This is a genomic window from Microbulbifer sp. JSM ZJ756 (assembly GCF_044383805.1).
Lineage (GTDB): Bacteria > Pseudomonadota > Gammaproteobacteria > Pseudomonadales > Cellvibrionaceae > Microbulbifer > Microbulbifer zhoushanensis.
On sequence record NZ_JBISER010000013.1, the window covers coordinates 14,586 to 26,841 of the forward strand.

Here is a 12,256-nt window from a genome sequence, read left to right on the forward strand (position 1 = left end):
ACAAAATGGCACGTTATATTGGACCAAAATGTAAACTTTCCCGTCGGGAAGGTACCGATCTGCAGCTGAAGAGCGGCGTTCGCCCGCACGACTCCAAGTGTCGTGCAGAGGCCAAGCCGGGCCAGCACGGCGCCGGCCGCGGCCGCCTGTCTGACTACGGCGTACAGCTGCGTGAAAAGCAGAAGGTTCGCCGCATCTACGGCGTACTGGAAAAGCAGTTCCGCAACTACTATAAGGAAGCGGCGCGCCTGAAGGGTGCAACCGGTGAAAACCTGCTGCAGCTGCTCGAGAAGCGCCTGGACAATGTGGTTTACCGCATGGGCTTCGGTTCTACCCGTTCTGAAGCACGCCAGCTGGTAGCTCACAAGGCGATTCTGGTTAACGGCAGCACCGTGAATATCCCGTCTTACCAGGTACAGGCTGGTGACGTGGTTTCTATTCGCGAGAAAGCCAAGAAGCAGATGCGTATCCAGAATTCCGTTTCCCTCGCCGCCCAGCGTGGCGATGTCGAGTGGGTAGATGTCAACGCGACCAAACTGGAAGGCACTTTCAAGCGTGTTCCGGATCGTGTTGACCTGCCGGCAGAGATCAACGAAAACCTTATCGTGGAACTCTACTCCAAGTAAGGGATACAACTGTAAACAGGTATGGCTATGCAGACTGCTGTCAACGAGTTTTTGACACCGCGTCGTATTGACGTCACTGAGTACAACCAGAATCACGCCAAAGTGGTTCTGGAGCCCCTGGAGCGTGGTTTCGGCCACACTCTGGGTAACGCCCTGCGTCGCATCCTGCTGTCCTCCATGCCAGGCTGCGCCGTCACCGAAGTCGAGATCGACGGTGTCGAGCACGAGTACAGCGCCATTGAAGGTGTGCAGGAAGACGTAATTGAAATCCTGCTCAACCTGAAGGACGTTGCCGTGGTCATGCACGGCAAGGACCAGGCAGTGCTGAGCCTGAGCAAGAAGGGCCCGGGTGCCGTGACCGCTGGTGATATCCAGGTGGATCACGACATCGAGATCGTCAACCCGGAGCACGTGATCGCCAATATTACCGGTGACGTGGAACTCAGCCTCCGTCTGACGGTGGCGCGCGGTCGTGGCTACCAGCCCGCCGACGCCCGTCACGAGGACGAGGAGGAAACCCGTGCGATTGGCCGTCTGCAGCTGGACGCTTCCTACAGCCCGGTCCGCCGCGTTTCCTACGCAGTGGAATCCGCGCGTGTAGAGCAACGGACTGACCTGGACAAGCTGGTTCTGGACCTGGAGACCAACGGTACCCTGGATCCGGAGGAGGCTATCCGTCGCGCCGCCACAATCCTCCAGCAGCAGCTGGCAGTGTTTGTGGACCTGGAAGGCCCGGATGAGTCCCAGCCCAAGCAGGACGAGCCGGAAGTCGATCCGGTACTGCTGCGCCCGGTGGATGACCTGGAGCTGACCGTGCGTTCGGCTAACTGTCTGAAAGCAGAGAACATCTACTACATCGGTGACCTGATCCAGCGCACCGAAGTGGAACTGCTGAAGACTCCGAACCTGGGCAAGAAGTCCCTGACTGAAATCAAGGACGTCCTGGCTTCCCGTGGTCTGTCCCTGGGCATGCGCCTGGAGAACTGGCCGCCGGCCAGCCTCAAGGGTGACAGCAAGCTGAGCCCCCTGTAAGCATCTGGTAAGCGCGGCTCCGGTCGCGCCGTCGATAGATAGAACCCGAGCGGTGACACGACCCTGTGCGGCACCGCTCCAGAACGACCTGCTGAGAAAGCAACTGTCGTAAGGAATTGAGTTATGCGTCATCGCTATAGTGGCCGTAAATTCAGCCGTACCAGTTCCCATCGCAAGGCCATGTTCAAGAACATGACTGCGTCACTGGTAGAACATGAACTGATCAAAACCACACTGCCGAAAGCCAAGGAGCTGCGCCGGGTTGCCGAGCCGCTGATCACCCTGGCCAAGAAGGACAGTGTTGCCAACCGTCGCCTGGCATTTGCCCGTATCCGTGACAAGGATGCCGTCAAGAAGCTGTTCGACGAACTGGGCCCGCGTTACGACGCTCGCCCGGGTGGCTATATCCGTATCCTGAAGTGTGGCTTCCGCGCCGGCGACAAGGCCCCCATGGCCTACGTCGAGCTGGTTGACCGCCCGCAGGCGGACGACGACGCAGCTGAGGCCGCCGAGGCCTGAGTCGCAGTCGTCAACGAAAAAGCCGGTCCCTGACCGGCTTTTTTTTTGCCTGTTTGTCGTATAATTGGCCGGTCGGTGCCCAGTGCGCCTTCCATGACCCGGAGGTTTCCCCATGGACTTGCAGCAACTGCTGGACAACCTGAACCCGCAGATCGTCGGCAGCCTCAAGCGCGCCATCGAGCTGGGCAAATGGCCCAATGGGGTGGCCCTGACCAGTGAGCAGAAGATGCTGTGTGCAGAAGCCGTGCGAGCCTGGGAGCTGCGCAACCTGCCACGAGAGTCCCAGGTGGGCTATGTGGCGCCGAAGAAAACGCCCTGTGGCGACAAGGACGAGGCCCAGCCCCTGAACTGGCGCTGATCCGATGCCGGGGAAAGCTGCCGGCAGCTGATACTGCGACAGACTTTCCCCAGGAACAGTCCGGGTAGCCCAGCCGGGTTGTACCGCAATTTCCCCATCTCCCCCGATCACTTTCTTTCCTGTCCTTGTACCGGTGTCTCGGCGGTGTCGCACCGTGCTTTTCTTCTGTCGCCAGATTTAACGCGTGAATGCATGGGCGGTCTCGGTTCCCGCCCCGGCTGGCGTTATGCTGAGTGAGGTGGGTAGGTCGTGGATGCAGACAAGGACAGGCTCTATGGGGAAACATCAACAAAGGTGGCTCTGGGCCCTGCCGGCGTTGGCGGTTGCGCTCTGGTGGGCGGGTAGTCAGTTGTATTCGGGAACGGGCGGGTCCGGTACCGTTGTAGAGGGGCCCGGCGGTATTCCCTCTGCACCTGCCGCAGTGGCCCGAGACAGGGATAGGATATTGGCAGGCGAGGGTGAGCCGACGCGGGACCAGTTGCTTTCACATCCCCGGGTAGAGGCTTACCTGGAGCGTGAGGAGGACAAGCGGGCGCTGAAGGCGTATTTCGCGGGCTCTGCGACTGCACCGGGTGATGAGGAGGCATGGGCGCTGATCGAGCGGATCGAGTCAGAGGGCCGGGTAATTGCTTTCGAGGCGTTGACCCTCAAGCTCGCCTGGCTGGAGCGCAACAGTACCGGTAAGGAGGAATTCGATCAGGCGGCCGCCGGGTTGATGGCCCAGTACCGCCAGCGCGCAGAAGCCCGTGAGGAATACGATCCCTACCGGGATGAGCCGGGGTTTGCCCGCTACAAGGCGATGGAAGCGCAGATCCTGCAGCGGGTCCAGGAAATGGATGTGTTCCCGGATGGGCTTACACGGCAGCAGTACCTGCGCCGGGAGTTACAGCAGGCGCGGGAAAAGGCCTACGGGAATTGAGGCGAAACCAGCGTCGATAGCCAGGGCTGCGAAACCGATCAATTCGTACCTGGTAAATCCGGCCGCCATGAACCTGCATTGAAAAAGGGCCGCCCCGGGGGACGGCCCTTTTTATGCCAACCAGGAAGAGTGGTGCCGGTCAGAGCAATCCACCCACCAGATCGTAGAACCAGTTGTTGTTATTTTCGAAGTCCGAGGTCTCGTCGGTTTCATACGCACGGATATAACTGCCGCCCTGGTAGTTGACGATATTGTTGAGGAAGTCACGGGTATCCAGTCCCAGCTCGGCGATTTCCCCATACTGTAGGTCGAGCACGGTGGTGCAGTGGCTTTCATTGAAGTTGCGGAAGCGGGGGAAGTAATAGCCCCAGTTACCGGTCTGGTCGAGCAACGGGATCAGGTTGTCGAAGGTGTCCTGCTGCCACCTGGCACGGAGCTTCGCCAGTTTGGATTGTGCATCTGGGTCATTGCCAATCTCACCGAAGAAACGCTCATAGGAGTAGGATGAAAAATTACCGTCCGCCAGGAAGTGGGTAATACCCAGTCGATCGCCGGGAAACTTATTTGAGAGGCCGCCGTAGAGGGTTGCCAGGGCATTGGGATCGAACCCGGGCGTAATCTGTGTGAGCAGGTTGATCGGGTTTTCGGCGGTCGCATCGCCATCATCCGAATAGGTCGTCCAGGAATCCAGCACTTCCCGATGCAGGGGCAGTGACGGATAGCTCTCGGGATCATTGCTGTCCCGCGGGGCATTGAATAGCGGTCCGGAATCATCCAGCAGGTAGCCGTAATCCACACTCATATCCGCGCGCAATTTCGAGTAATTCAGCAGTGCACCGATACTGCCCGCGCTGCAGCCGGCGGCGAGCATCTGCCGGGGTTTCTGCAGGTTGTTCTTGACCCAGGAAGTGACCGCCTGCACGTTGCGCAAGCCGTTGTGATGCCAGACCAGGTCGGGGTTCTGGCCGCTGGGATCCGCATACACCTGGGTCTTGTCCCCAACATAAATATCCCCGGTGCAGTAAGGCACGTAGACAATATTCCACTCGCCGGTCTTGAACTGGTCATAGGGATGATGGGTATAGATCAGGGGCGAGGCGGCTGCGGTGCCCAGGTTGGATGAGTTTTCGAAGTCCAGCAGGTTGATGTTCTGGACGTAGTCATCCGGTATGCCATTGGGATTGCGCGCGCCGCGGATACCCGCCTGGCCCGAGCAGCTCTCGTAATCCCAGCAGGCGCCGCCGCCCTCAAAATAAAAAATGGTATTGCTGGTGTCCGGCACCCGGTACACGAAAAACTTGTAGGGCGAGCCATTGCCGCACATGGCCCCGGTGCTTGCGGGCACGTCGACTTTCTGCCAGTTGTCGTAATCGGCCGGGTCAAACCCATCGTCGAAGCCATCGACTTCCCGGGACAGTGGGTACATTCCCTGTGTCTGTTCCTGCGTTACCGGACCATTGGCCTGGCGCGGCACTATGAGGTTGCCGAGGGTGGCCCAGAAGCCGTAATCCCCGGGTTCTGCGCTCACCTGGGCGCTGAGCGTGAGGCTGATGGCGGCACAGGCGAGCGCCGCACTGCGGAGAACTTTTATCATTTTTATCCCCTGATTGATCAGTGATTATCAGTCGTTTTCTCTCTGGCTGCGCCAGTTGGTACGGGGCCGTACTGCGGGGACAAAAATGCCTGGGAAATGTCCGTCTCGACCGGAGTAAAACGGGCGCTGAGCCGGTTCGCTACTTCGGTAAAACGCCCTGAGCCTAGTGCCTTGTCGGCCCAGGGTCGAGAATATTTGCAGGCAGAACTATCGGGTCACCATAGACGTACCAGTCTCCCCGGCAAGCTGAAAACTGCTTCACAAATTCAGGTGGAAAAGAAAGACAGCAAGACAGTGCCGGGGTTTGATTGCCACCAGTTCCGGCAGGCTTTACCCGGCGTCACGGGTGGGGGACACTGGCAGCAATAACAATAATCCTGGTGAGTCTATGGTCCGGTTAAAACGCCTGCTCTGGTTGGTGGCGATGGCAGCTCCCGCGGCACTTCTGGTGGCTTTCCTGAGCCTGCCCCCGGGGATCGAAACCCAGCTGGAACGGCATGGCTTTACTGCCGCTGCAGGGCGTTATGATGTGGAGATACTGCGGGACCAGTGGGGAGTGCCGCATATCTACGGCAGCACCGACCCGGATGTGGCCTTCGGGCTCGCTTATGCCCATGCCGAGGATGACTTCGCCACCATCCAGGATGTGATCCTCGCCACGCGCGGCACTCTGGCGGCGGAGAAAGGCATGGCCGCCGCCAGGACCGATTACCTGGCCCAGTGGATGGGTATCTGGCCGGCCATCGAGCGCGGTTACGCCACCTTGCCGGCGCAGACACGTGCGGTGGCCGAGGCCTATGCCGCAGGCCTCAACCTCTATGCCGCCCGGAACCCGGAGCGGGTTTCCCGTTATCTGTTGCCGGTGACCGGGCAGGACCTGGTGGCCGGCTTTACCTTCAAGACCCCCATGTTCTACGGCTTCGACGAGACGCTGGGCATGCTGCTGGACCCCGATGCACCCCACGAGGTTGCGCGCACCGGAGAGGCCTCCCTGACCTGGCAGCCACAGCAGCGCCTGCCTGTCGGCAGCCAGGGCATTGCCGTGGCACCACACCGCTCTGCCGATGGTGCCACCCGGCTGCTGGTGAACTCCCACCAGCCCCTGACCGGTCCGGTGGCCTGGTACGAGGCCCGGCTGCATTCAGGCGAGGGCTGGAATATGGCCGGCGCGACTTTTCCCGGGGCCCCGGTGATTATTCACGGGCACAATGCAAATATCGGCTGGTCCAACACCGTCAACAAGCCGGACCTGGTGGATATCTATCGCCTCACCATCAACCCCGATAACCCCGCGGAGTACCGGCTGGATGGTGAGTGGCGCAAATACAGGGAACGCACGGCGAAGATCACCGTCAGGCTCTGGGGGCCTTTCCACTGGACGGTGCAGCGGCCGATAAAAATTGCCGAGCACGGCCCGGTGCTGGAAACGGAACACGGAGTTTACGCGGTGCGCTGGGCCGGCATGGGAGAAATCCGCACACTGGATTTTATGCTGGCCCTGAACCGGGCTAAGGACCGGGAGGAGTTCGAGGCTGCCCTGCAGATGCAGGCCATGCCCAGCATCAATTACATCTATGCCGACAAGGCGGGCAACATCGCCCACTACTACAACGCCATGTTTCCCGAGCGCATCGGGGGCTGGGACTGGCAGAAAATCCTGCCCGGCGATCGCTCCGAACTTATCTGGCAGCGGTACCGGGATTTCAGCGCGGTGCCCAGGACGGTTAATCCCGTCTCCGGCCTGGTCTACAACGCCAACAATGCCCCGTTCCAGGCCACCGACGGCGACGACGATGCCTGGGCCGAGGACTATCCGGACAGCATGGGCATCGAAACCCGGGTCACCAACCGGGCCCTGCAGATCGAGGCCCTTTACGGTGCCGAGCAGAAAATCTCCGCGGAAGAATTCGAGCGGCTCAAATTCGACCACCGCTACCACCCGGACTCCTACCAGGTGAAAGCGTTGCGTCGCTGGCTGGCCAGTGAAAAACCCGCAGATTTATTGCGTGAGCCCTATCACTCGGCGCTGGCTGCGCTGGCCCGGTGGGACCTTTCCACGTCCCGCGACAACCGGCAGGCGGCCCTGGCCGTGCTGACGCTGCAGCCGGTGCAGGACGCCGGGAACGAAGCGGTTTCCGATACTGTGATCGGGCTGGCATTCCGCCGGGCGGTGGATCAGCTGGTCGAGCATCATGGCAATGTCGAGGTGCCCTATGGCGCGGTCAATCGCCATGTCCGCGGTGGGCAGGGCTGGCCGTTGAACGGCGGGCCGGACACATTGCGCGCGGTCTACGGTGGGCCACTGAATGGCGCGGGTGAGCTGGAGAATCGCGCCGGCGACGGGTACATCATGGTGGTCGCCTGGGACGATGAGGGGCGGGTGCGCTCGCGCGCCGTGCATAACTTCGGTTCAGCCACCCTGGACCATACATCCCCGCACTACGCAGACCAGGCGCCGCTGTTTGCCGCGGAGAAGCTGCGACCGGTGCACTTCGAGCGGGCGGCACTGGAATCCCATGTCACACGTCGGTATCGCCCGGGGCAGGAGTGATAAACAGGCAAGCCGCTTCCCCCGACTGGGCGGGAGCGCCCGCGGACGAGTTGCTGTCAGAGCAGCCCGAATGCCGACATCAGGCTGCGGCCGCCGAGCATTACCGTTACCAGCAATACCAGCAGCCCGGCCAGGTTCTGCCAGCGCGAGTTGCGGTACTCGCCCAGCCTGGGGGTATTCATCTCCCACAGCAGGAAGCCGGTAACGACCGGCAGCAACAGGCCGTTGGCGACCTGGGCAAACCAGATTACCTGCACCGGCTCCAGCTCCAGCGTGGCCACTCCCGCGCCGGTAACCAGTACCGCTATCCACAGGCTGCGAAAGCCCGCGGACCTGAGGTCGGGGCGCAGGCCCAGGACGCCGCCCAGGGCGTAGGCCGCTGCCAGCGGGGCGGTAACCGCTGAGGATATGCCCGCGGCGAACAGGCCGACTCCCATCATTGCGGTGGCCAGGTCGCCGAACAGCGGCCGCATTGAGGTGGCGATATCGGCCGCGCCCTGCAACGCCAGCTGGTGCCTGAAGAAGGCGGCCGCAGCGGTGGCGACGATGGCCATGGAGATCAGTCCACCGAGGGGAATGGAAAACAGGATGTCGCTGCGCGCGCTGGGAAGGTCGCGTGGATGCCGCCACCTGCGGCTGGCGCTGGCACTGTGCAGGAACAGGTTGTAGGGCACCACCGTGGTCCCCACCAGGGCGATGACGGTCAGGGTTGCGCCCTCCGGTATCCGCGGTACCAGCAGTCCCTGGAACAGCGCGGGGATATCGGGCCGGCTGATCAGGAAGGTGGCAAGGAAGGCCAGGCTCATCAGGCCCACCAGGGCGACCAGGGTTTTTTCCACCAGTCGGTAGCTGCCGCTCCACAGCAGCGCAAACGCCACCAGGGCGATCAACACTGCCCAGGGGTTGAAGCCCCAGCGGGATGGGTCCCCATCACCGGTGAGGGCGCGAAGGCCCATACCGGCGCCGGCGATATTGCCGCCCTGGTAGGCGGCATTGCCCACCAGGATGGCGCTGGCCACCAGGGCGATGGCGGCGAAGCGCGGCAGCGGCCGGCGAAAGGATTCACGGATATTCTCCCCCAGGCCACGGCCGGTCACCACGCCCAGGCGTGCCGCCATCTCCTGCAGCACGATGCTGGCCAGTACCGCGAACAGCAATGCCCAGAGCAGGGCGTAGCCATAGTTGGCGCCGGCGAGGCTGGCGGTGACCACGGTGCCGGGGCCGATGAAAGCGGCCGCTACCATGGTAGCGGGGCCGATACTCAGGTGCCTGGTGATTTTCATTATTTTTATGTTCTGTATTTATCTGGCGTAGAGGTGCAGTCCCGTTTCCTCCGGGGTCAAATCGAATTCCCGCTCGAACCGCATGCCCAGTTTTTGCAGCACCCGGGCAGAGCCAGTATTTGCCGGCTGCACCAGCCCCACAATCCGTCGCAGGCCCATTTCCCCGCGACCGCAGGCCATCACAGCCTGCGCCGATTCGGTAGCCAGCCCCCGTCCCCAGTACGCGGGTAGGAAGCGGTAGCCTATATCCACCTCTTCGATTTCCGGTACAAACTTCAGGCCGCAGAAGCCGATCAGGTTGCCCGTGCTTTTCTCGATACAGGCCAGCCGGCCGAAGCCCCGCTCGCGGTAATCGCGCAATGGCTTGTCTTCCAGGGCCCGGGTGGCCTCGGCCAGAGAGCTGAACGGGGCCTGGCCGGTGTAGCGGACCACCTCGGGGTCTGCGCTGAGGGCATAGAAACCGGGTGCATCGTCCAGCGTGAACTTTCGCAGTCGCAGTCGCGCCGTTTCTATCACCGTCAACAGCCCCGTTATTGCAGCATCGGCTTCAGGAAGCGACCGGTGTGGGATACCTCCATCTCCGCCACTTCCTCCGGGCTGCCGGTGGCGATGATCTCGCCGCCGCCGGAGCCGCCCTCCGGGCCCAGGTCGACAATCCAGTCGGCGGTCTTGATGACATCCAGGTTGTGCTCGATCACTACCACGGTATTGCCGTGGTCCCGCAGCCGGTGCAGGACGTCCAGCAGCAACTGGATATCGGCAAAGTGCAGGCCGGTGGTGGGCTCGTCGAGGATATACAGGGTCTGGCCGGTGTCCCGCTTGGACAGCTCGCGGGACAGCTTGACCCGCTGTGCCTCGCCGCCGGAAAGCGTGGTGGCCGCCTGGCCCAGCTTGATATAGGACAGGCCCACATCCATCAGTGTCTGCAATTTCTTGGCAATAGCCGGCACCGGGTCGAAGAACTCCCGGGCCTCCTCCACGGTCATCTCGAGGACTTCATTGATGTTCTTGCCCTTGTAGTGCACCTCGAGGGTCTCGCGGTTATAGCGCTTGCCCTTGCAGGTGTCGCAGGGCACATAGATATCGGGCAGGAAGTGCATCTCCACCTTGATCACCCCATCCCCCTGGCAGGCCTCACAGCGGCCGCCCTTGACGTTGAAGCTGAAGCGGCCGGGCTTGTAGCCGCGCGAGCGCGCCTCCTGGGTGCCGGCGAACAGCTCGCGGATCGGGGTGAAGATCCCGGTGTAGGTGGCGGGGTTCGAGCGCGGCGTGCGGCCGATCGGGCTCTGGTCGATATCCACGCACTTGTCGAAATGCTCCAGGCCGTGCACCGCGGCATGGGGCGCGGCCTTGAGGGTGGTGGCCTTGTTCAGCGCCGTCGCCGCCAGCGGGTAGAGGGTGGCATTGATCAGGGTGGACTTGCCGGAGCCGGATACCCCGGTGACACAGGTGAGCAGGCCCACCGGGATCTCCAGGTCGACCTCCTTGAGGTTGTTGCCGCTGGCGCCCTCGATACGCAGTTTGTATTCCGGGTCGGGCAGGTAGCGTTCCTCGGGGACGGCAATTTCCTTGGCACCGGACAGGTACTGGCCGGTAAGTGAGCGCTCACAGGCGGTAATAGCCTCGGCCGGTCCGGCGGCCACCACTTCGCCGCCGTGCACGCCGGCGCCGGGGCCGATATCGACGATGTAGTCCGCGCTGCGGATGGCGTCCTCATCGTGCTCCACCACGATCACCGTGTTGCCCAGGTCGCGCAGGTGGGTGAGGGTGGCCAGCAGGCGTTCGTTGTCGCGCTGGTGCAGGCCGATGGAGGGCTCGTCGAGGATATACATCACGCCGACAAGACCTGCCCCGATCTGGCTGGCCAGGCGGATACGCTGGGCCTCGCCGCCGGACAGGGTTTCGGCGCTGCGATTCAGGGTCAGGTAGTTGAGGCCCACATCCACCAGAAAGCGGAAGCGATCCCGCAGCTCCTTGAGGATCTTGTCGGCAATCTCTTTCTGTGCGCCCTGGAAGGTAAGCTGGTGGTCGAAGTAGTCAAAGGCATCGCCCACGGGCAGCTCGGTGAGTTGCGCCAGGGTACGGTTGTCCACGAACACGTTGCGCGCCTCGCGGCGCAGGCGGGTACCGCCGCACTCGGGGCAGTTCTGGGTGCTGAGGTATTTTGCCAGTTCGTCGCGCACCGACTGTGATTCGGTGTCGCGGTAGCGGCGCTGGAAGTTGGGGATGATGCCCTCGAAGGTGTGCCGGCGCACGGTGACATCGCCACGGTCATTGACGTAGCTGAAGTCGATCACCTCGTCGCCGCTGCCGTGGAGGATCACCTCGCGATGGGCCTTGCGGAGTTTGTTCCACGGCTTGTCCAGGTCGAAGCCGTAGTGCTCGGCCAGAGAATCGAGCATGTGATAGTAGTAGATATTGCGGCGGTCCCAGCCGCGGATCGCGCCCTCGGAGATGCTGCTCTCCGCATCCAGGATCACCTTGTCCTCGTCGAAGAACTGCTTGACACCCAGGCCATCACAGCTGGGGCAGGCGCCGGCCGGGTTATTGAACGAGAACAGCCGAGGTTCCAGCTCGTTCAGTGAGTAATCACACACCGGACAGGCGTGGCGGGCGGAAAACAGGCGGTCTTCCTGGTCGCCGTCCATAAAGCTGATGGAGGCGATGCCCTCGGTCAGGGCGAGGGCGGTCTCGAAGGATTCGGCCAAACGCAGCTGCAGGTCGGGGCGCACCTTGAACCGGTCCACCACCACCTCGACGGTGTGCTTGCGACGCTTGTCGAGCTTGGGGGTGTCGTCCAGGTCGCAGACCACACCGTCGATCCGTGCGCGCACAAAACCGTCGCGGCGCAGCCGCTCGAAGACATGCAGGTGCTCACCCTTGCGGTCGCGCACCACCGGTGCCAGCAGCATCAGCTTGCTGCCCTCTGGCAGCGCCAGTACCTGGTCCACCATCTGGCTCACCGTCTGGGCCTGCAGGGGTTCTGCGTGGTCCGGGCAGCGCGGCTCGCCGACCCGTGCAAACAGCAGGCGCAGGTAATCGTAAATCTCGGTAATGGTGCCCACGGTGGAGCGCGGGTTGTGGGAGGTGGACTTCTGTTCAATGGAAATGGCCGGTGACAGGCCTTCCACGGTATCCACGTCCGGTTTTTCCATCATCGACAGGAACTGGCGTGCGTAGGTGGACAGCGATTCCACGTAGCGGCGCTGGCCCTCGGCATACAGGGTGTCGAAAGCCAGTGATGACTTGCCGGAACCGGACAGTCCGGTGATCACGATAAGTTTATCGCGGGGAATATCCAGGTCGATATTCTTCAGGTTGTGGGTGCGCGCACCCCGGACATAAATCGTATCCACGCAGCATCCTGTGGTTTG

At 62.1% G+C, this 12,256-nt stretch carries 10 protein-coding genes; 6 read left to right on the top strand and 4 right to left on the bottom strand.

The window, feature by feature from the left end; all coding sequences use genetic code 11:
* Positions 1–5 precede the first annotated feature (5 nt).
* The 5 genes from rpsD to ACH6CX_RS17300 all read left to right on the top strand — a co-directional run bounded on the left by rpsD (position 6) and on the right by ACH6CX_RS17300 (position 3,454).
* Positions 6–626, top strand: a complete 621-nt coding sequence (rpsD, locus tag ACH6CX_RS17280) for a 30S ribosomal protein S4 (protein ID WP_232940910.1) — start codon at positions 6–8, stop codon at positions 624–626.
* 27 nt (positions 627–653) lie between these two features.
* Positions 654–1,658 carry a DNA-directed RNA polymerase subunit alpha gene (locus ACH6CX_RS17285; RefSeq protein ID WP_232940911.1) on the top strand — a complete coding sequence of 335 codons (1,005 nt, stop codon included), beginning with the start codon at positions 654–656 and terminating at the stop codon, positions 1,656–1,658.
* Positions 1,659–1,781: 123 nt separating this feature from the next.
* Complete coding sequence (rplQ, locus tag ACH6CX_RS17290) at positions 1,782–2,177, top strand: 50S ribosomal protein L17 (protein ID WP_232940912.1); 396 nt, start codon at positions 1,782–1,784, stop codon at positions 2,175–2,177.
* A 112-nt stretch (positions 2,178–2,289) separates the two neighbouring features.
* Positions 2,290–2,535 (top strand): YeaC family protein, encoded by a 246-nt coding sequence (locus ACH6CX_RS17295; protein ID WP_232940913.1) that lies wholly within the window; start codon positions 2,290–2,292, stop codon positions 2,533–2,535.
* 445 nt (positions 2,536–2,980) lie between these two features.
* Positions 2,981–3,454, top strand: a complete 474-nt coding sequence (locus ACH6CX_RS17300; RefSeq protein WP_232940914.1) for a hypothetical protein — start codon at positions 2,981–2,983, stop codon at positions 3,452–3,454.
* 139 nt (positions 3,455–3,593) lie between these two features.
* Here ACH6CX_RS17300 and ACH6CX_RS17305 read toward each other — a convergent pair whose 3' ends face one another.
* Complete coding sequence (locus tag ACH6CX_RS17305; RefSeq protein WP_237064403.1) at positions 3,594–5,048, bottom strand: pectinacetylesterase family protein; 1,455 nt, start codon at positions 5,046–5,048, stop codon at positions 3,594–3,596.
* 388 nt (positions 5,049–5,436) lie between these two features.
* Here ACH6CX_RS17305 and ACH6CX_RS17310 point away from each other — a divergent pair, with 388 nt between their 5' ends.
* Positions 5,437–7,599 carry a penicillin acylase family protein gene (locus tag ACH6CX_RS17310; protein WP_232940916.1) on the top strand — a complete coding sequence of 721 codons (2,163 nt, stop codon included), beginning with the start codon at positions 5,437–5,439 and terminating at the stop codon, positions 7,597–7,599.
* 56 nt (positions 7,600–7,655) lie between these two features.
* Here the strand turns inward: ACH6CX_RS17310 and ACH6CX_RS17315 are convergent, their stop codons facing one another.
* Genes ACH6CX_RS17315 through uvrA form a run of 3 tightly spaced genes read right to left on the bottom strand, consistent with a single transcriptional unit; the run spans position 7,656 to position 12,238 of the window.
* Positions 7,656–8,882: an Nramp family divalent metal transporter gene (locus ACH6CX_RS17315; protein ID WP_232940917.1), complete on the bottom strand. Its 1,227-nt coding sequence runs from the start codon at positions 8,880–8,882 to the stop codon at positions 7,656–7,658.
* Positions 8,883–8,900: 18 nt separating this feature from the next.
* Entirely contained in the window at positions 8,901–9,398 is a 498-nt protein-coding gene (locus tag ACH6CX_RS17320) for a GNAT family N-acetyltransferase (protein WP_233006721.1), read from the bottom strand.
* Between the two features lie 14 nt (positions 9,399–9,412).
* Positions 9,413–12,238, bottom strand: coding sequence for an excinuclease ABC subunit UvrA (uvrA, locus tag ACH6CX_RS17325; protein WP_396676051.1), 2,826 nt, complete (start codon positions 12,236–12,238; stop codon positions 9,413–9,415).
* Positions 12,239–12,256 lie beyond the last annotated feature (18 nt).